The organism is Advenella kashmirensis W13003, from assembly GCF_000506985.1.
Taxonomy (GTDB): Bacteria; Pseudomonadota; Gammaproteobacteria; order Burkholderiales; family Burkholderiaceae_B; genus Advenella; species Advenella kashmirensis_A.
In genome coordinates this window covers 473,592-492,422 of the sequence record NZ_KI650979.1, presented here as the reverse complement: position 1 = coordinate 492,422, position 18,831 = coordinate 473,592, and the positions used below count along the sequence as shown (strand labels likewise).

The 18,831-nt window shown below is 53.5% G+C and carries 18 protein-coding genes; 5 read left to right on the top strand and 13 right to left on the bottom strand.

Annotated features, from left to right (window positions below; genetic code table 11):
- Positions 1-14: 14 nt before the first annotated feature.
- The 8 genes from W822_RS26440 to W822_RS26405 all read right to left on the bottom strand — a co-directional run bounded on the left by W822_RS26440 (position 15) and on the right by W822_RS26405 (position 7,595).
- Positions 15-1,034: an NAD-dependent epimerase/dehydratase family protein gene (locus W822_RS26440; protein WP_253272213.1), complete on the bottom strand. Its 1,020-nt coding sequence runs from the start codon at positions 1,032-1,034 to the stop codon at positions 15-17.
- Between the two features lie 33 nt (positions 1,035-1,067).
- The gene (locus tag W822_RS26435; protein ID WP_024003529.1) at positions 1,068-1,811 is read right to left on the bottom strand and encodes an aspartate/glutamate racemase family protein; all 744 of its coding nucleotides are present in this window, start codon (positions 1,809-1,811) and stop codon (positions 1,068-1,070) included.
- A 1-nt stretch (position 1,812) separates the two neighbouring features.
- Positions 1,813-2,541 carry a maleate cis-trans isomerase family protein gene (locus tag W822_RS26430; RefSeq protein WP_024003528.1) on the bottom strand — a complete coding sequence of 243 codons (729 nt, stop codon included), beginning with the start codon at positions 2,539-2,541 and terminating at the stop codon, positions 1,813-1,815.
- A 9-nt stretch (positions 2,542-2,550) separates the two neighbouring features.
- Complete coding sequence (gene hydA, locus W822_RS26425) at positions 2,551-3,975, bottom strand: dihydropyrimidinase (protein WP_024003527.1); 1,425 nt, start codon at positions 3,973-3,975, stop codon at positions 2,551-2,553.
- Positions 3,968-4,771, bottom strand: coding sequence for an ABC transporter ATP-binding protein (locus W822_RS26420; RefSeq protein WP_024003526.1), 804 nt, complete (start codon positions 4,769-4,771; stop codon positions 3,968-3,970). Before W822_RS26420 ends, hydA begins: the two co-directional genes overlap by 8 nt.
- A gap of 8 nt (positions 4,772-4,779) precedes the next feature.
- The gene (locus W822_RS26415) at positions 4,780-5,589 is read right to left on the bottom strand and encodes an ABC transporter permease (RefSeq protein WP_024003525.1); all 810 of its coding nucleotides are present in this window, start codon (positions 5,587-5,589) and stop codon (positions 4,780-4,782) included.
- A gap of 23 nt (positions 5,590-5,612) precedes the next feature.
- The gene (locus W822_RS26410; RefSeq protein WP_031242050.1) at positions 5,613-6,626 is read right to left on the bottom strand and encodes an ABC transporter substrate-binding protein; all 1,014 of its coding nucleotides are present in this window, start codon (positions 6,624-6,626) and stop codon (positions 5,613-5,615) included.
- Positions 6,627-6,911: 285 nt separating this feature from the next.
- A complete protein-coding gene (locus W822_RS26405; protein ID WP_155848071.1) occupies positions 6,912-7,595 on the bottom strand; it encodes a GntR family transcriptional regulator in 684 nt (227 codons plus the stop codon).
- Between the two features lie 307 nt (positions 7,596-7,902).
- Here W822_RS26405 and W822_RS26400 point away from each other — a divergent pair, with 307 nt between their 5' ends.
- Complete coding sequence (locus W822_RS26400; RefSeq protein ID WP_024003522.1) at positions 7,903-8,733, top strand: transporter substrate-binding domain-containing protein; 831 nt, start codon at positions 7,903-7,905, stop codon at positions 8,731-8,733.
- 86 nt (positions 8,734-8,819) lie between these two features.
- Here the strand turns inward: W822_RS26400 and acuI are convergent, their stop codons facing one another.
- From acuI to W822_RS26385, 3 genes are all read right to left on the bottom strand, one after another.
- Positions 8,820-9,806: an acrylyl-CoA reductase (NADPH) gene (acuI, locus tag W822_RS26395; protein WP_024003521.1), complete on the bottom strand. Its 987-nt coding sequence runs from the start codon at positions 9,804-9,806 to the stop codon at positions 8,820-8,822.
- Between the two features lie 91 nt (positions 9,807-9,897).
- A complete protein-coding gene (locus W822_RS26390; protein WP_031242047.1) occupies positions 9,898-10,851 on the bottom strand; it encodes a Bug family tripartite tricarboxylate transporter substrate binding protein in 954 nt (317 codons plus the stop codon).
- Between the two features lie 46 nt (positions 10,852-10,897).
- Positions 10,898-12,106 carry a CaiB/BaiF CoA transferase family protein gene (locus tag W822_RS26385; protein ID WP_024003519.1) on the bottom strand — a complete coding sequence of 403 codons (1,209 nt, stop codon included), beginning with the start codon at positions 12,104-12,106 and terminating at the stop codon, positions 10,898-10,900.
- Positions 12,107-12,242: 136 nt separating this feature from the next.
- Here W822_RS26385 and W822_RS26380 point away from each other — a divergent pair, with 136 nt between their 5' ends.
- Positions 12,243-13,163, top strand: a complete 921-nt coding sequence (locus W822_RS26380) for a LysR family transcriptional regulator (protein WP_024003518.1) — start codon at positions 12,243-12,245, stop codon at positions 13,161-13,163.
- A gap of 167 nt (positions 13,164-13,330) precedes the next feature.
- Positions 13,331-13,942 carry a TetR/AcrR family transcriptional regulator gene (locus tag W822_RS26375; RefSeq protein WP_024003517.1) on the top strand — a complete coding sequence of 204 codons (612 nt, stop codon included), beginning with the start codon at positions 13,331-13,333 and terminating at the stop codon, positions 13,940-13,942.
- Positions 13,943-13,955: 13 nt separating this feature from the next.
- Here the strand turns inward: W822_RS26375 and W822_RS26370 are convergent, their stop codons facing one another.
- Together W822_RS26370 and W822_RS26360 are read right to left on the bottom strand one after the other, a co-directional pair.
- On the bottom strand, positions 13,956-14,735 hold the full coding sequence (locus tag W822_RS26370) for a MipA/OmpV family protein (RefSeq protein ID WP_024003516.1): 780 nt from the start codon (positions 14,733-14,735) through the stop codon (positions 13,956-13,958).
- 451 nt (positions 14,736-15,186) lie between these two features.
- Positions 15,187-16,071, bottom strand: a complete 885-nt coding sequence (locus W822_RS26360) for a LysR family transcriptional regulator (protein ID WP_024003514.1) — start codon at positions 16,069-16,071, stop codon at positions 15,187-15,189.
- Positions 16,072-16,197: 126 nt separating this feature from the next.
- Here W822_RS26360 and W822_RS26355 point away from each other — a divergent pair, with 126 nt between their 5' ends.
- Complete coding sequence (locus W822_RS26355) at positions 16,198-17,721, top strand: CoA-acylating methylmalonate-semialdehyde dehydrogenase (protein ID WP_024003513.1); 1,524 nt, start codon at positions 16,198-16,200, stop codon at positions 17,719-17,721.
- Positions 17,722-17,790: 69 nt separating this feature from the next.
- Complete coding sequence (gene mmsB, locus W822_RS26350) at positions 17,791-18,696, top strand: 3-hydroxyisobutyrate dehydrogenase (protein WP_024003512.1); 906 nt, start codon at positions 17,791-17,793, stop codon at positions 18,694-18,696.
- Positions 18,697-18,831 lie beyond the last annotated feature (135 nt).

The window sequence follows — 18,831 nt, the reverse complement described above, 5'->3', positions numbered from 1 at the left end:
TCAATTCCTTGTTTCTATAGCTCGTTTGGCATTCTCTTGTTTTCGACCGTCTCTTTCCAGGAAATGAAATCGTCGAACGCGCTATCCAGGTCATATAACGGTTTGAACCGCGTATCGGCCAACAGTCTGCCTATATCCATGCTCGCGCGATCCCGGCCACCATATAGATGCACATTGCATGGCTTCCCTGTTTTAGCTATCTGCCATTGAAACCCGGGCAGGTGGGCTTGCAGTTTTCGGCACCAGGACGAGAGTGGAAATTCAAGAACCGTTGCGATGTTATAAATACTGTGTGGCAATTGGCGTGTGTTTATGAGAGAGAAAATGCCTGCAGCCGCATCTCTGACATAGAGCCAATCGCGGACACTGTCGCGGGGCAGAATAGCGGTGCGTCCGCTGAAGGCAAGTTTTAGTATCTGTAATGGCGCACTTAAGGTGTCCCGGAATCCGGTGTCATGTTCCCATGGGCCAAAGCACGTTCCCAGGCGGCCTATTACCAGATCAATTGCATGAAGCGATTTCAATCGCAATACAGCGATCTCGGCTGCCTGCTTTGAGTGACCGTATAAACCCTCTGGATGCAGAGGCGTATTAGTTTCATGCAGTATCGCGCCTGCGTAACCACTTTCGCCATATACAGAGCCCGAGCTTAAATGGACGAATCGAGAGACACCATATCGTGTCGCGATCTCAATAGCGTTCAGTGCGCCGGCGACGTTCACATCGTAAATCAAACCGGGCTGTCGACGTTCTCGCGATTCATCGGCAGTGACTGCGGCCAGGGTCACCAGGTTTTCGCACTGGTGGGAAGAGAGTGCAGCTTCTATGGTCGATGGATCACGTACGTCGCCGACGCAGTACGAGAATTTTCCAGGCAATGCAGCAAAAACGTCCAATGCCTGGCTAGACGGTGAAATCGTATCGAACCCGACGACGTGATTGCCCATCCGCAATAATTCTTCTGTCAGCGCCAGACCGACAAATCCAGAACTTCCTGTAATGAGTGTTGTCATAACAACCTTAATAAAATGCAATCACGATGCGCCTCTGCGGCTTGCCGGTTTTGGTCACTCTCTGTTGAAGACCCGAACCAATGCAGGAGGCAGTCCGGTATTCAGTTTTTTGGGTGGCGCAGCGAAGCTGCCTTCGCGAGCGGTGCAAATTTGAAGCGAAACGAGTGATTCGCAATGTCGCACGGCACTGCTGACGCCATCTACCACCGGCACCGGTATTTTTTCCCTGAGCGTGCGCGCCAGGCCGGCCAGGGGTGCGCCCGCGACGATGATCACGTCGGCGCCATCTTCATGGACAGCCTGCAGACAAAGCATTTCCAGGCGGGCGGCGTGATCCTGCTGTATCGTGTCAATGTGTTGCAATCTGGAGTCCAAAGAACGAATGCTGGCCAATCTGGAACTCAAGCCATTGCTAGCCACGCATTCCCTGTACCAGGCTTCAATTCGATGGGAGATGGCGATGATGGAGAAACGCTGGCCGAGCAGACAGGCACTGGCTAGCGCAGCCTCGGTCATGCCAACCACAGGTACGTCAAACAGTTCCTTCAAACCCGCCAGGCCAGGATCTCCAAACGCAGCGACCACCAGGCCGTCAAAATTGCCCGCATGTTCTGCTGTCACGCAAGCTGTCGCGTAACCTGCGACCAACGCTTCAAAGCGTGTTTCGATATAGGCCATGCCGAACCGGGCAGTGGCCATGGTAATGAGGGTATCAGTCGATGCCGATCGTCGTGCTTCTGCATGGATCAAAGCGGTCACTGTTTCGCTGATATTAGGGTTGACGACGAGCAGTTTCATTTCAATCAACCTCCCGAAACAGGCTTCCCCAGTCCTTCAGGGCACGCGTATCCACGCCGGCCAGTCTCAGAGATTTCCACATGACCGTTGCAATCGTGTCATACAGGGGAATGCCGGTTTCCGCTTCGAGTTCTTCGGCCAGGTGCGCGGCGTGCAGGTTGGTGCAAAACGTACTGATCGCCTGGACGTCTTCTTTGGCCAGCTCTCGTACCAGTTGACGTATGGTTTCCTCTTTCACTTGTGCGAAGTCATAATTGATATGAAGGTCCAAATGACGCTCGGCGTTGCAATCCAGGCCACTAGTCCGATAGTTGGTAATGATGCGACTTTGTACGTCGCTCAAATAGGGGGTCGCCAGACCAAAGCGCGTTATCCCTTTTTTCTTCAGTATTTCGTTCAGGGCCAGTACCGACGTTGTGGCAGGAATACCGGTCGCCTCTGTAATCTTGTGGCAAAGCATCTTGTCTTGATGAAAACCAAGCCAGCCGGACGATGTACCGTTCCACGAAATGACATCGACCCGGGCATCGGCCAGAAGTCGGGCGGCAGAAAGGATATTGTCAAGATCGAACTGATTTAACGCCGGGCCGCGCAATGATATTTCTGTGACCCTGAATCGCGAAAAATGTATAGTGACATTGGGCAAACTGCTGACCATCGCGCACGTAATAGGTTCCAGCGCGGTATTTGATGACGGCGTCAGCATGCCGAGTCGAATTTTTTTTGTCATAGTCTGGTCTCAGATTTCCATAAGCTTGCGTGGCGCGAGCGACGGCGTATCACACGTCAGGAATTTGCCCCGGCCCGGCGGACACGAAGCCTGGCTGCCATCCCAGATGACTTCGCCTCGCGACAGCGTCACACCCGGCCAGGCTGACAGGTGCATGGATTCGTACGGCGTGTAGTCCACTGCGTGATGCAGCATGCTATTGCGGATTTCAAGATCGCGTTCATCCCAGATGACCATATCCGCATCGGCGCCGATGGATAATGTTCCCTTGCGTGGGTACAAACCATAGGCTTTGGCGGCATTGGTCGAAGTCAACTCAACGAAACGCTGTGGCGTGATGCGACCGGCCATGACGCCTTCGGACCATAAAAGGGGCATGCGGGTCTCCAGTCCCGGTATGCCATTTGGAATATGACGAAACGCTACTTCCTTGCCACCGGGTTTTTTGCCGGCAGCGTCATCGTACTTGTAGGGGGCATGGTCGGATGAGAATACGGTGAACAGGCCGTCGGCCAGGCCGTTCCAGATTACCTGCTGGTTGGACTTGTCGCGCGGCGGTGGACTGCAGACACATTTGGCGCCTTCGTATTGATCATCGATACCCAGGTCCTCCGCTGTAAGAAACAGGTATTGCGGACAAGTCTCAGCATAAATATTCAGACCCTGCCCCCGCGCCCAGCGAATCTGCTCCACGGCTTCGCGACCGGAAACGTGTACGACCAGAATCGGCACATCGACCAGTTCGGACAAGGCGATGGCGCGATGTGTCGCTTCGCGCTCGACAAGCATGGGTCGGGCGTGGGAGTGGAAACGCGGCGCGACGCGCCCGGCCGCTTCGAGTTTGCGAGTGAGCCACTCGATACAGTCCGCATTCTCGGCATGCACCATGCACATCGCGCCGTATTCTCTGGCGACCGAAAGGACGTCCAGGATCTGTCCGTCGTCAAGTTTCAGGTCGTCATAGGTCATGTATATTTTGAACGAGGTATAGCCCTCCTGAATTAGCGCCGGAAGTTCCTCGTGCAAAACGGTGGGTGTGGGGTCGCTGACGATCATGTGAAATGCATAGTCGATCCGCGCTTTGCCGCCTGCACGCTTGTGATAATCGTCCACGGCAGCGCGCAGGGATTGACCTTTGGCCTGCGCCGCGAACGGGATGACAGTTGTGGTACCCCCGCAAGCGGCTGAAAGCGTGCCTGTATCAAAGTCGTCGGCCATCCGGATGGGTTCTGCATGAGGCTGGTCCAGATGGCAATGCCCATCTACTCCACCGGGGGTGACATAGCGTCCGGCGGCATCAATTTCGCATTTTCCGGTTCCAAGGCTCTGACCAACTTGCACGATGAGGCCATCGCGTACACCAATATCACACAGGAAAATATCACTGGCAGTTACAGCGCGGGCATTGCGGATCACGAGATCAAAGTCAGACATGGTGCGATTCATTATGAGATAAATTGATAGCTTCAGGCCGCGGCGCTTCGGGCCGCAGCAAGGAAAGGATGTGCCGTTTGTAGTCGTTGAAAACGGCGCTGGTGGGGTCGCGCGGACGATCCAGTTCGATCGGGATCAATTCACGAATTCTTCCCGGTCGAGCCGACATCACTGCCACGTGTGTGCCGAGTGCGAGAGATTCGTCGATGCCGTGCGTGACAAAGACGATGGTGCTTTTACTCTCGCGCCAGATGCGAACCAGTTCAGCGTGCATATCCATCTTGGTTTGTTCGTCCAGCGCGCCGAACGGCTCGTCCATCAGGATAACTTCCGGGTTCATGAGCAGTGCGCGCGCAATGCCCACGCGCTGGTTCATCCCGCCGGATAACTCGCTGGGGAAATGGTTCTCGAACCCTTTGAGTCCAACCATTTCGATGAAGCGCTGCACGCGCTCCCGGCGCAATGCTTTGCCCATGTTCTGCATTTTCAAATGAAATGCGACATTTTCCCAGACGGGCAGCCAGGGCATCAGATTTGGCTGCTGAAAGACCACACCCCGGTCCGCACCGGGTCCCTGTACAACCTGACCTCCAACATTGACGGTGCCCTGAGTGGGCATATCGAAACCGGCAATCATATTGAGTAATGTGGACTTGCCGCATCCGCTGGGGCCAAGCAGACACAGAAATTCGTTGCGTCCCACTGTCAGGCTGACGTTGTCAAGGGCGGTGACCTGTGTCTTGCGCTGGCGGTCGTCGTAGATTCGGGACACCTTGTCTACTGTAATGAGTGTCATATTTCTTCCTAATTAGCGTTGAGTACGGAACCACGTTGCCAGCGCAGTACGTGTCCGGCGAAACGTTTGATAGCCAGATCGCTTAGAAATCCCAGTAACCCGATGCTGGCCATGGCTGAAATGACTATGTCGTAGCGCAGGAAGTAGTACGAGTCCCACAGTACATAGCCCACACCGCTTTTTACGGCCACCATTTCAGCCGTCACGGTAAGCATCCAGGCCGAGCCTACCGCAATGCGCAAGCCTGAGAAAATGCTGGGGAGCGCCGCGGGAAACACGATATGGCGAAGCAGCATACGCGGTTTGCCTCCGGTCATCGCGCCCGCACGCAGCAGATTTCGGTCGCAATTACGCACGCCATGGATTGTGCTGAGCAGCACCGGAAAGAACGCGCCCAGAAATACCAGAAATATGGCGGGTCGGTCTGCGATGCCAAACCAGATAATCGCCAGCGGAATCCAGGAGACGGGTGGAATCGGGCGCAACATCTGCAGTATGGGCTCGATCAACTTCTCTATGGTGCGAGACCAGCCTATACCCATACCTAGCGCAACGCCAAGCAGGCCGGCCAGTGTAAATCCGGCCAGAACCCGCCAAAAGCTGTGCAGCACATCGAAGAACCAGCGACCCGAATAGGTCTGGGTATTGCCGTCCGTCCCGAAAATCCAATCCGCCCAGGCGACCAGTACCTGAGACGGCGCTGGTAACAACGCCGCTGGCAATACACCGGATCGCGAGAAGATTTCCCAGCCGATTAACAACAGGACAGGGACGATGCCGCGCTCAATACGCTTATAGATCAAAGAGAACAAATTCATGGCTTGCGTTTCCTGCTAAGGGTTCAATAGCCCAACTCATTTTTGCTTTTGCCTGTCGCCTGCTCAAGGAAACGATAGTCAAGGTGTTGCTCCACCTTTGCGGACACGTCGGAACCGATATACTTCAGGTCACGCATCATGGTGGCGACGGCCAGGGCTTCCTTGCGGTGGATGGCATAATCGGGATACAGGTTACCGACCGCATCGGCAGCGATGGTCAAATCCAGACCGGTCACCTTGTGAATTGTTTGGGCGAACAGTGCCTTGTCCTGCATCATCATGCCGTTGACTTTGACGATGGCTTTCACAATTGCTGCCACGCCGTCGGGGTTGCTTGCGATCACATCGGAACGAGTCAGGATGAGATTGGTCAGCTTGCCTGCCGCCTGATCGTATGGATAGTCGAAAAACTTGGCAGCCTTGAGACTGCGGATTTGCGAGGCAAACGGATCAACCGAGGTGATCAGTTCGACTTCACCCCGACGCAGTGCTTGTACGTGGTCAGAAGGGTTGGGGATGTTGACGAACTGAACGTCCTTGTTGATATCAATACCATGCTTGGCAAAGGCACCACGCATATGTATGTCTTGCGCATTGCCCCGCGATGCCGCAACTCGAAATGGCTTTTTATCAGACTTGTACTGGGCAATGAGCGCCTTCAGGCCAGCCCAATTTCCCGGTTCTACAGGCAGGTCGTTACCTACCAGAATTTGTGAGCCGCCATTGATCTGCCCTGAAATGGCTACCACATCAAAACCGCGATCCAGCGCGATGGCGTAATGCAGATAGGTAAGCTGGGCAACGTCGATGCTCTTGGCCATGAGTGCGGTGAGTACGTCGTTGCCTGTGTTAAAAGAAATAGCTTCGATTTTGGCGCCGCCTTCAGCGTTTTCAGGCACCAGCGACAGCGGCGTACAGTGTGCGCATTTGGCGTAGCCCAGTTTAATGGGATTCGCGGCATGAGACTGGGCAATGGGCGCGACGGCGATGAGCACGGCCGAGGCGACAACGATAAATTTCGTGATGGTTTTGAACATAAAAATATCCCTGAAAGATGAGTGGGGAAGCTTCGCTCATCTTTCAAAGCAAACATCATGCCAATTTTTGTATCCAATTTAATAGGATATCTATTGTGTTTTTTATTATATTTAAGCTATTGAAATTAAACAAATAATTATTATTTGTTGTTGACGTATAAAAAAATAAAAACTGTATACAATTTCGTTAAAAGCTTAAAGATTGATCTATCGGTGCATTTTTTTTAAAGTGCACCCTGATGAGGCAGGGAATATTAGCCAAAGAGGCTATCGAAGCGTGCGTATCTACGCATCCAGATTGAGCGACTTTTCTATGTGAGCCAGGTGATGCAGCATAAGTTGAGCACATTCGTCAGCAAGACCCGCTTCGATCGCATCCACGAGGCGCTCATGTTCGTCGTTGGGACAGGCCACCTGAGTGGACACGTCGAAAGCCAGAATAGCCAGACAGGTCAGCGGGGTCAGTTCGCGGATCATACGCGCCATAATCGCGCTACCCGAAAGTTGAGCCAGTTGCACGTGGAACTCCCCGGATAGACGCACCGCCATACGCCGGTCGCCCGTGCGATGGGCCTTTTGCTCCCGTTTGAGCGTGGCACGCAGCATTTTTACTGCCTCCGGTGCCTGACCCGCAGAAATGCGTTGTACCAGTCTGCGCACGATGGCCGGTTCAAGCGTGCGTCGCGCTTCAAGCACATCGCGAGCTTCTTCTGCCGTGGGCGTAGTGACGAACGCGCCGCGATGGGGAACGAGTGTGACCAGTTGCTCCACGGCAAGCTGTTGCAGGACGCCTCGTACCTGGGTGCGGCTGACGGAAAACAGTTCAGCCACTTTTTCTTCGGACAGCTTGGTCCCCGGCATCAATCGATGCTCAATAATGGCTTCGTAGATCCAGGCGTAAATATCACCCTTTGAAGCGATCTTGATCGTGCCCAGCAATGGATTGGGGCTTAAAGAGGGAGGCGTCATGGGGAGAAACTATAGCACGGCATGAACGCCTTCGATTATAACGACCGGATTAAATCGTATAACGCAAAACTAACTTAATTTGCCCGCATCTTCCCCACTTTTACAACTTCGCCCAAGCGCTTGCGCTCGGTGGTTGCGAAATCGGTAAATTCGGCAATCTACTGGTATTCGAAAATCATATAAGTTGGAGTGTTAAATAGTATTAGACCGTATAAGCGGCTTGCCCGAGAATGGACGTGAGCAAATACATTTTGCTACTCGTTAATAATGATTCTGTGGTTCAACAGAAAAAATCGGGAGACATGACATGACTATTCAGCATTCGGGTATGGTTAAGGCGGCAAAGAGCGCCCTAATCTGCCTGTTCAGTATTCATTTGTTATTAAACTCAGCGGCTGTTTATGCAGACGAGAGTGATGCGGCGGCAAAAACCGTTCTGGCTCCGTCAGGAACGCTGCTGGTTGGCGTATACAAAGGGAGTCCGACCTCTATTATCGAAGGCTCAACGCCACAAGAAAACAAAGGGGTGGGATATGATTTGGGCAAAGCGCTGGCGGGTCAGCTCGGTGTCCCATCCAGGGCTGTCATTTTTCCGAATAACGCTGCTCTGCTGGCTGCCATTAAGACAGGAGAGGTTGATTTTAGCGTGACCAACGCGACGCCGGCTCGCAAGAAAAACATGGATTTTTCTCCGAGCTTTATGGAGGTAGAGAAAAGTTTTCTTGTGCCACCTGATTCAAAATATACCGCTATTGATAATCTTGCCGCTTCCAATGCATTAGTGGGGGTGAGCAAAGGAAGCAGCACGGCAAAAGCATTAACGGAGCTTTTTCCAAAGCTGCAGATCCGCGAAATTGACACGCTCGCCCATGCGATCGACATGCTAAAACGTGAAGAAATAGCGGCTTTCGCCACGAATGATGCGATTCTTTTTCAGATGTCAGACGCTATCCCGGGATCCAAAGTGCTGCCTGGACACTGGGATATGGAGTATTTCGCTGCCGGTATTCCGAAGGGGCGAGATGCCGGGTTGCCAGCGCTGAAGAAATTCATCATTGCGGCCGAAGGGGATGGTCGTATAGCGGGCATTATCAAGCGTGCAGGATTGCGTGGCGCCAGCTCTAAAATCGGGAAGTGAGATGAGCTCGTTAACCGAAAATGAGCCGATGGCTGGTGCCGCTGCGTCATCGCGGCCCACTTGGGTAATCCTGGAGCGTTACAGGATTAACGATTCACATCCACTACCACCCGGCCACGCACTTTTCCTGCCAATAAGTCGCTTGCCAAAGGAAGTGCTTCGTCCAGCGAGACGGTCTGCTGGCCTATTATTGCGAGCTTGCCTGGGTCCAGATGGCGTGCAATCAAGTCCCATGCCTGTTGGCGGCGATCAGAGGGGCAATGCACACTATCTATACCGGCTAATGTAACTCCACGCAAGATGAACGGCGCGACCGTGCCTGGAAAATCCATTCCTTGTGCCAACCCGCATGCAGCGACGATGCCGCCATAACGGGTTCCTGCGCATACATTCACTAATGTATGGCTGCCGACGCAATCAACAGCACCTGCCCAGCGTTCCTTTGCCAGTGGCTTGCCGGGTGCGCTTAACGTATTGCGATCAATAATCTGCGCTGCGCCCAGCCGTGTGAGATAGTCCGCTTCTTCGGGCCGGCCGGTCGATGCCAAAACATGGTAGCCGAGTGTGCTTAGTATGGCCACCGCTACACTGCCAACGCCGCCAGCGGCGCCCGTAACCAGGATACCTGCATCACTGGGTTCAAGCCCATGTTTTTGTAGCGCCATGACGCAAAGCATTGCAGTGTAGCCCGCCGTGCCAATTGCCATGGCCTGTTCTGCTGTCACGCCTTTGGGTTGCCGGATGAGCCAATCGCCCCGTACTTGCGCTTGCTGTGCGAGCCCGCCCCAATGTGTCTCGCCCACGCCCCAGCCATTCAAAATAACGTCTTCCCCTGGCTGGAAATTGGGATGACTACTTTCCCGTATTGTTCCGGCCAGATCAATACCGGGCACCATTGGGAATTGGCGTACGACCGGCCCTTTCCCGGTGATCGCCAGCGCATCCTTGTAATTGAGGGTCGAATATTTAACGTCAATTAAAACGTCTCCCTCAGGTAGTTCTGTAGTGTCAATTCGAGTGTGAACAGTGCGGTAGCCCGTTTCGTCGTTGTCTATCTTCAATGCATTGAACATTATTTCTCCTGTGATTCTCTGGTATGACTCTGAATACTATTCGATTGGCATTTGCTTGAATTAGCCATTTAGGGGCGTCGCTTTTGAGGCGCTAGTCAACCGTTAAAGCGGCTTGGCGCACGCCATTGCCCCAACGTTCATACTCAGCTGCAATAAATTGGCGGAATGCTTGTGTAGGCATTGTCCTGGGCACGGCGCCTAGAGCCGCATACTTGTTCCGTACCGATTCCGATTGAATTGCCTTCATTGCCGCTTTGTTTATTCTGGCCACGCGGTCGGGTGGGGTTCCTTGAGGCATCATCAGGCCGAGCCATGCGCTGAGCCTGAAGTCTTTCACTCCCTGTTCGGCGATGGTCGGGGTATCGGGGAAGGCCGGTAGTCTTTCAGAATAAGTCGTTGCCAGGAGGCGTAATTTTCCGGCCCGTATTTGTGTCTGCGTGACAGCCACAGTATCGATGACCATCTGAACACCGCCGCCAACGACATCGGCAACCGAACGGGCGCTTCCCGAATACGGAATATGTGCAATCTGCATGCCGGTATTTCGTTTGAGTTCTTCCATTCCGAGGTGTGATAGCGTTCCGTTGCCCGAAGACGCATAGTTCAACTGTCCCGGGTGCTCTTTGGCGTACGTGACCAGCTCCTTATAGGATTGGACCGGAAGTTTGGGATTGACCACCAGGAGCATGGGAAGATCTGCCACCAAGGCAACGGGCTCAAAATCGCTCAGTGTCGCATAGCCTACATTTTTATAGAGATGAGGATTGACCACGAGCGACGCGAGCGCCGCTAACACCATGGTGTTGCCATCTGGTTCGCTGCGAGCCAGCGTTGCCAGCGCTACGCTGCCACCTTGGCCTGGTCTGTTTTCCACGATGAAATTTTCTTTCAATTCTTGCGACAACTCTTGCGCGAGAAGACGAGCAACCTGGTCGGTCGCCTGCCCGGGAGGAAAACCAACAATAATCTTGTTCACCTTGTCGCTTTGTGCATGGGCGAGTGTAGCGGTAATCGTCATCAATAGAAAAAAAATCAGCTGTTTCATTATTTGTCTCCTCCGGTTATCGTAAATGCACTATTTAGTAGTGTGCTTATATGGTGCCTTGACGCCGCATTTCTTCGATATCCTGGTCGCTGAAGCCGAGCGAACCATACACCTTGTCGTTATCCTGTCCGATGCGTGGACCCGCGCAGCGTATTCTCCCCGGTGTGTCGGAAAAGCGGGGAACAACGCACTGCATGCGCACCGGTCCCAATTCATCATCCTCTACGGTGACGATCGCTTGACGAGCTTGAAAATGCTTGTCTTTCATGACATCGGACGCGTCGTATATGGGGGAAAATCCGACTTGCTGCTGCTCCAGTCTATGCTGCAGCTCTTTGAGGGGCAGGCTGGCGATACGCTCGGACAATATCTCATCAAGCACCTCTCGATGCGCGACGCGGGTGGGGTTGTCCAGAAAACGGGGATCGTGCATTAGATCCTGCAGCTCCAGGGCGAGGCATAGTCGCTCGAAGATACTCTGCGTCGATGCGGCAATGGACGCCCATTTCCCGTCTTTCGTCCTGTAAATGTTTCCGGGAGCAGCGTATTGGCTCAGATTGCCTGAACCGACCCTGGTCGCTCCCAACTGATCGTACTCAATGGCGAGAAAATCCAGCGTTCGCAGCATGGCCTCTGTCACTGACACATCAATCTCCTGACCGTTGCTGTCAGGCTGTGTGCGCAATCGACTCATTTCGGCCAGAATGCCAATCGCGCCGAACAGTCCTCCTACTGCGTCGGAAATCGGATAGCCCAAATGCAATGGCCGACCGCCTTCTTCACCACACATTCGGGTAAATCCGCTCATTGATTCGAAAACGCGAGCAAAGCCAGGACGGTTCCGATAGGGCCCGGTCTGCCCGAAACCGGTCATACGCAGAATGATCAGTTGCGGATTTATTTTCTGCATCCATTCTTTAGTGATCCCCCAGCGATCAAGGGTGCCGGGCCGAAAATTTTCGACAATCACATCACATTCGGGTAGCAGTCGTTCCAGCACTATCCGTGCTTCCGGTTTATGCAGATCGAGCGTGATGCCGCGCTTATTGCGATTAGTGACCTTCCACCAAAGGGGGACGCCGTTCTTATGCGGAGCCAGGGCTCGCAGACCATCACCCTTGCCGGGCAGCTCTACCTTCAGAACATCTGCACCCAAGTCCGCCAGCAGGGTCGATGCATAGGGTCCCGCGATAACGGTAGACAGGTCGAGAATACGCAGCCCGTGCAAGGGACCATGTGAGTTTGTGGAAGTCAAAGTTTCTTTCCTTCAGATTTGTTGTCTGGGGACGATTCTAGTGACTTTTGTATATGATGAATACGCAATTATTAGTTATCAGATATGTGTTAAATACAATTCTAGGTTTCTACTCCTAACAGAAAGAGAGGTTAATATGGCCGTTTCTGCTGCTCCATCTGTTGCCATTCCCGGTCTGAAAGCGGCCATTGGGGTCGCTACTCACGGCAGTTTTCTGCGTGCGGCTGTTTCCATGGGCATTTCGCAGTCTCAATTAAGCCGCCAGGTGGCGGGACTGGAGGTACGATTGGGCCAGAAACTGTTTCATCGCCACGGTCGTGGCGTTGTCTTAACGGATTTTGGGCAACGCATTATGCCGCGTGTTCAATCTCTGATAGCCGAACTGGAAGCTTTCGACGCAGTGGTCTCCAACACGCGAACCCAATTAATCGGAGACGTTGCAGTCGGTGTCATCCCTTTAGTATCGCGACATCTGGCCTCCAGTTTGGTACGCCGGCTTCAATCCATTCACCCGGGTATACGGTTGCGTATGTTGGAGGCCTACAGTGGCCAAGTAGAAGAATGGCTTAGTTCCGGACGGGTAGATATTGGAGTGTTTAACCGATATGGCGATGTCCGGCCGATTCATGCTGATCAGCTTATGCGAGGCCAAGTTTCCGTCATTGGCTCGCCGGATCATCTCTTATTCCGGCAGAAGGAAATTTCTTTTGATGTTTTGCACGGGGTACCCATCGCCATGCCGGCCCGACCCAACAGCCTCACAGATCACGTCTTGACAGCCGCTGCTAATCACGGGATCTTGCTCAATATCGCTCTGGAAGCGGGTACTTCTTCATTAATCCAGGAAGCCATGCAGGCCTCCGGTTTTGTCACTTTATCTCCGGCCGGTACTTACGCCAAAGCAATAAATAGCAATCAGCTGACAGCCCGTTATCTTTGTAATCCAACCATCAAGCAGACCACTTGGATCGCTACCTCCACACAACATCCGCTTACGGGGGCGTCTCGCGCAGTGGAGAAGTTCATCAAAGAAATTTTATATACCTCCACGCAATGAGAGTAAACGTCCACGTCTGGTGACGGGTAAGCTCGAGTACGCCGGGCTATCGGTCACTGTTGGGCGTTTGATGCACCCGTCCAAAGCCAAAAATAAGATACGTGATAATATCTTAAAATATTTTATTCAAAACCACATTTCTCGACACTTGGCAGAGTTCCCGCTATATGGCCTTGGCAAAACCGGTAAAAACGCGTCGGCGTGGCGCAACACTAGAGCATGCCATTATTAATGTGGCCTGGAAAAAGCTGCACGAACACGGATACACGAATCTGACAATGGAAATGATTGCGACGGCGGCCAATACGAGTCGTTCAGTCCTTGCCCGACGCTGGGAAAGCAAGCCGATGCTTGTCCTGGCTGCGTTACAGCACCAACTGGCGAAGCATCCTCGGCATGTGCCTGATATGGGAGATGTACGAAGCGAATTACTGGAATACTTGAATCGGCTGAGCGTGTTTGCTCCCATTTTTTCGACTGTAAACGCGCTGCTCGAAAACGAAGCATTTCGAAAGAAATTCGCTTCGCCCGCGGAGTTGCGGATGGCTTTAAGGGCGGGGCAACCCGACAATCTTGATCTCATATACGAGCGGGCAGCCATACGTGGAGAGATTGACCCCAATAAAATCAATCCTGCCATTCAAACCCTGTTGCGCGATCTATTGCGTCATCATGTCATGATGCATCGCTGCGCGCCTCCAGAGTCATTGCGCATTGCCTGGGTGGATACCGTTTTTTTGCCATTGGTTCGGCCAGCCGGACAACCCACCCGAGCCTAGATTACATATACGATTAAAAATCGTAGGTCACGCCAATGGCGCCAACGACTTGCGTCTTGCGTTTGACCAAAGGGCTGTCAGCCGCATTGCCAAGCAGGCGGCTCACCCCAACAGCGCCTGTGATGTTCCAGTTTTTGCTCAATTCGTAATTAAACCCGACACGCAATGAGGCATCCTTGAATCCGGCTGATGGATGATATTTTGACAGGCCGGAGCGCGCAGCCTGTTCTGAATCAATCCCAAAGTAGCTGTTCATATATTTGGCGTTGGCCCAATTGACGGCCACGCTGGGAACGACTTTGAAGCGATCCGTCACGTCATAGGGATAGGACAGACGGGCGTTCGCGATCAGTCCGCGCTCGCTTTTGGTGACCGCCTGAGTTGCCGACAAGGTGGCAACGGCCCCGGAAAAATGGGTTGATACAAAGATGCGTGCGCCGAGCGCGTCAGACAGTTTGCCGATGCCGTCCGGCACATCATCTCTGTCGTATCCCTGCATCCAGTTCAGGCCCACGCCGGCCGTGAACTGGGGCGTCTGCAGGAGTTTGAGGCCGAGACCGTCACCCGAACGCGCAAAAAAAAGCCCATATTGGGCATCAATGAGCGGTACCGCTGTTACCCGGTGTTCATCAGAACCTTCATAACGCGGAACAATACCCGCGCCCAGCCCGAAAGTCAGATGATCGCCTTCGGCCGCAAGGACGGCCTGTGCGGGCAGAGCGACAGTTGCGATAAGGATTGTTGCAGGCAGAACAGGGTGAAAATAACCAGCGGCAGAGGGAAAACGCTTCATGCTAACTCCAGGGTTTAAGGTTCGTGAAAGAATCTTAAGGTGAAGCGCAGCGACTTGTCAAAGTACGTTAATGTATCTTATTTGATGGTAAAAGTGATATGTCCGTGTTCGTTCATATTACGCGCGGAGATCGATTTTAGTGTCTGATAAATAACGTTTTTTTATAATAGAACTTGGTTTTTTTATATGGGCTCAGTATGGACGTGCAATCAGAGGAGTTCCGTCAAGAAATGAGGTCCGAAATTGGATCTTTGGCTCTTGAAGGTTTGGCTCCTGACGCCGAAGCATTAGCCGATCTGGAACTTGTTATGCAAGGCAAATTGACGGTCGAAGAGGCGAAGCAGAACGTTTTTGACCGAATCAGGAATGGCAAAATATAGCAGTAGCCCGGATTCATACGTCTATCCTGATACACCAGTCTTGAATGTATTCGACAAAATTCTGGTCTGGTTTATTCCGGCAGCAAACCTGCCCGGTGCTCCTCGGCGACCTGCCTTAAAAAATCCCACGTTTTCTTCATGCGACTCTGATGACGCATTTCTTCTGGCATGGACATCCAGAAAGTACGTGTAAATCGAATATCCGGCAACACGGGGCGCACCCCAGGGCAATCATTCGCGATAAAAGCAGGCAGAACGGCCACGCCCGCGCCGGCCGCGGTGGCATGCAATTGTGCGGTTACGCTGGTGCTACGCAAAGCAAAGTTCGGCGCGCGCATGTGATTCAGAAAACGTAAAGCCTTGGTGTAGAGCAGATCATCGACATAGCTGATCAAGCGGTGATGGCGAAGATCCTCTGGCACATTCAGCGGAGCACTTCGTGACAGGTACGCCTCGCTTGCATAGAACCCCAGCACGTAATCGCTCAATTTGGTCACGACATAGGGGCCGCGCTGCGGGCGATCCAGCGCAATCACAATATCGGCTTCGCGCCGGGAAATATTCACAATGGCGGGAACAGCAACCAGTTCAACGGTGAGCAGGGGATGCAGGATTGTCAGTTTCGCCAGTTTTTCCGCAAGCACAGCCGTTCCGAACCCCTCGGTCACGCCGACCCGTACGACCCCGGACATCACATCGCCGGCGTCTTCGCCCGGTGCGTCGACTGCCGCTGCGGCGGCCTCCATTGCCTCTGCCTGTACCGTAAGCTGGCGGCCCGCGTCGGTAAGCGACATGCCGGTGGTCGAGCGCACGAACAAACGACGGCCCAACTGCGTCTCCAGCGCCGTCATGCGCCGGGAAACCGTGGCCTGATCAACCCCCAGGCGATGCGCCGCGCTGGCCAGCCGCCCCGTTCGGGCTATTTCCAGGAAAAACCGCAAATTATCCCAGTCCATGAATCGCTCCTTGCATTTACGCAACGCCAAATGCGTTTTTGTCTATTGTGCAGTGAATTTTACAGGCCTAAGCTTGAAGCCACATCACATTTGCAATTTCGTATTGTCATCATTCAAGGAGACAGCATGTCAATCAATCCCGCACTCATTCCGTCAACCCCGTCTGTGAAGCTGCTGATCGGCGGCCGGTTCGTTGAGTCCGCGACCACCGAGTGGCGCGACGTGATCAACCCGGCAACCCAGGAAGTGCTGGCGCAAGTGCCATTTGCCACCGACGACGAAATTGCACTCGCCGTTCAAAGTGCAAAAGAGGCCTTCAAGACATGGCGCAAGACGTCTATCGGAACGCGCGCCCGCATTTTTCTGAAATACCAGCAACTGATCTGTGAAAACATGCAAGAGCTGGCAGCGATTCTGACTGCAGAGCAAGGAAAAACCTTGCCTGATGCCGAGGGGGATGTTTTTCGCGGGCTTGAAGTCGTGGAGCATGCGGCATCCATTGGAAATTTGCAGTTAGGGGAATTGGCCAATAACGTAGCCACCGGAGTGGATACCTACACCTTGATGCAGCCACTGGGGGTGTGCGCAGGCATAACACCGTTCAATTTTCCGGCCATGATTCCACTCTGGATGTTTCCAATGGCCATTGCCTGCGGTAACACATTTGTACTTAAGCCCTCAGAGCAGGACCCGATGGTTACCATGCGTCTGTGTGAACTGGCGATGGAAGCCGGTGTTCCTGCCGGAGTCCTGAACGTGGTGCATGGCGGAGAGCGCGCGGTCAATGCCTTGTGCGATCATGCCGACATCAAGGCTATTTCATTTGTCGGGTCGACAAAAGTCGGCACGCATGTGTATAACCGCGCAACACTGGCAGGCAAGCGGGCGCAGTGCATGATGGGGGCAAAGAACCACGCCATTGTACTTGCCGATGCGAACAAGGAGCAGTCGCTCAATGCAATTGCAGGTGCAGCCTTCGGCGCAGCGGGCCAGCGATGCATGGCGTTGCCGGTTGTGGTCCTGGTGGGAGAGGCGCAAACATGGGTTCCCGAGATTGTAGAAAAAGCCAGGGCACTGAAGGTCGGAAGCGGCACGGAACAAGGGGTTGATGTAGGACCGTTGGTGTCGCGCGCGGCACTTGATCGGGTGTCTTCGCTCATCGAGCAGGGTATCGCGCAGGGTGCCAGGCTGGAACTCGATGGCCGACTTCCTCAGGTGCCGGGCTACGAAACGGGCAACTTTGTCGGGCCGACTATTTTTTCTGGCGTGAAACCGGGTATGGATATTTACGAGCAGGAAATTTTTGGTCCTGTGTTGTCCCTGGTTGGTGTGGACACGATTGACGAAGCCATTGAATTCATCAATCGCAATCCCAATGGCAACGGCACGGCGATTTTTACGCAGTCGGGTGCTGCTGCCCGCAAGTTCCAGGAAGATATCGATGTGGGTCAGGTTGGCATTAACGTTCCGATTCCGGTGCCGGTGCCTGTTTTTTCGTTCACCGGGTCAAGGGCGTCCAAGCTGGGTGATCTGGGCCCTTATGGCAAACAGGTCGTCATGTTCTACACGCAAACCAAGACAATCACCGAGCGCTGGTTCGATGACAGCACGGTGGCGCAGGAAGTCAACACAACCATCAGTTTGAAATAAAGAAGCAGAATCGATGCGAGCTTTTTGTGGTTCGTGTCGATAACAGATATCGACTATTGGAGGATAACGATGAAAATTGGTTTTTTGGGTTTGGGAAATATGGGCGCGCCGATGGCGCACAATTTGCTTAAAGCGGGTCACGCGCTGGTTGTGTTTGATATCAACCTGACAGCGGTCTCATCTTTGACTGACGCGGGAGCCGCCGCCGCGGAGAGTCCGGCTGCAGTGGCCGGGCATGACGTAGACATGATCATTACCATGCTGCCTGCGGCAGCGCATGTCAAGTCTGTGTATCTTGGAGAAAGCGGGCTGCTTGCCGCTGTACGCAAGGGCGTGATGCTCGCTGATTGCTCTACTATTGACCCGCATACTGCACGGGAGATTGCTGATATTGCGTCCAAACAAGGCAATCCGATGATCGATGCACCTGTCTCGGGTGGCACGGGTGGCGCTGCGGCCGGCACCTTGACGTTCATGGTTGGCGGGACCGACGCCGGTTTTTCGGCAGCAAAACCGGTTCTGGAAGCGATGGGCAGGAAAATCGTCCATTGCGGGCCCAGTGGCAATGGGCAAGTTGCGAAAGTGGCCAACAATATGTTGCTGGGTATCTCCATGGCTGGCGCTGCCGAGGCGATGACGCTGGGCGTGTCGCTGGGGATGGACGCCAAAATTCTGGCTGATATCATCAACACGTCGACGGGCCGATGCTGGAGTACGGAAGTATGCAACCCTTATCCAGGCGCGCTGGAGACGGCACCCGCCGCACGCGGTTACACCGGTGGATTTGGGTGCGATCTGATGCTCAAAGACATGGGTCTGGCAATTGAGGCAGCCCGTTCTGTCAAACGACCGGTGATTCTTGGTGCAGTGGCGCAACAGCTCTATCAGACTCTCAGTCTGCAAGGCCATGGCGGCGAAGATTTCTCGGCAGTGGTTAAACTTTATAGTGAACGGCAGACCGGCAATCCTGCTTAAGACCGCCGCGAAAACGGACCGTTTCCAGGACGACGGTCCGCACTATTGAACCACTCACTCACTGCCCCATTCTGATTCGGAAAAACAGGAACCCCCTTTCTGATTATTGAGGTTTGAACTCACGAGCAATCGTAG

What these genes read in the sequence shown, in the direction of transcription:
- W822_RS26435 (WP_024003529.1), bottom strand. Translation starts at nt 1,811, where the DNA reads ATGAAACTGCTCGTCGTCAACCCTAATATCAGCGAAACAGTGACCGCT.
- W822_RS26430 (WP_024003528.1), bottom strand. Translation starts at nt 2,541, where the DNA reads ATGACAAAAAAAATTCGACTCGGCATGCTGACGCCGTCATCAAATACC.
- hydA (WP_024003527.1), bottom strand. Translation starts at nt 3,975, where the DNA reads ATGTCTGACTTTGATCTCGTGATCCGCAATGCCCGCGCTGTAACTGCC.
- W822_RS26420 (WP_024003526.1), bottom strand. Translation starts at nt 4,771, where the DNA reads ATGACACTCATTACAGTAGACAAGGTGTCCCGAATCTACGACGACCGC.
- W822_RS26415 (WP_024003525.1), bottom strand. Translation starts at nt 5,589, where the DNA reads ATGAATTTGTTCTCTTTGATCTATAAGCGTATTGAGCGCGGCATCGTC.
- W822_RS26410 (WP_031242050.1), bottom strand. Translation starts at nt 6,626, where the DNA reads ATGTTCAAAACCATCACGAAATTTATCGTTGTCGCCTCGGCCGTGCTC.
- W822_RS26405 (WP_155848071.1), bottom strand. Translation starts at nt 7,595, where the DNA reads ATGACGCCTCCCTCTTTAAGCCCCAATCCATTGCTGGGCACGATCAAG.
- W822_RS26400 (WP_024003522.1), top strand. Translation starts at nt 7,903, where the DNA reads ATGACTATTCAGCATTCGGGTATGGTTAAGGCGGCAAAGAGCGCCCTA.
- acuI (WP_024003521.1), bottom strand. Translation starts at nt 9,806, where the DNA reads ATGTTCAATGCATTGAAGATAGACAACGACGAAACGGGCTACCGCACT.
- W822_RS26390 (WP_031242047.1), bottom strand. Translation starts at nt 10,851, where the DNA reads ATGAAACAGCTGATTTTTTTTCTATTGATGACGATTACCGCTACACTC.
- W822_RS26380 (WP_024003518.1), top strand. Translation starts at nt 12,243, where the DNA reads ATGGCCGTTTCTGCTGCTCCATCTGTTGCCATTCCCGGTCTGAAAGCG.
- W822_RS26375 (WP_024003517.1), top strand. Translation starts at nt 13,331, where the DNA reads ATGGCCTTGGCAAAACCGGTAAAAACGCGTCGGCGTGGCGCAACACTA.
- W822_RS26370 (WP_024003516.1), bottom strand. Translation starts at nt 14,735, where the DNA reads ATGAAGCGTTTTCCCTCTGCCGCTGGTTATTTTCACCCTGTTCTGCCT.
- W822_RS26360 (WP_024003514.1), bottom strand. Translation starts at nt 16,071, where the DNA reads ATGGACTGGGATAATTTGCGGTTTTTCCTGGAAATAGCCCGAACGGGG.
- W822_RS26355 (WP_024003513.1), top strand. Translation starts at nt 16,198, where the DNA reads ATGTCAATCAATCCCGCACTCATTCCGTCAACCCCGTCTGTGAAGCTG.
- mmsB (WP_024003512.1), top strand. Translation starts at nt 17,791, where the DNA reads ATGAAAATTGGTTTTTTGGGTTTGGGAAATATGGGCGCGCCGATGGCG.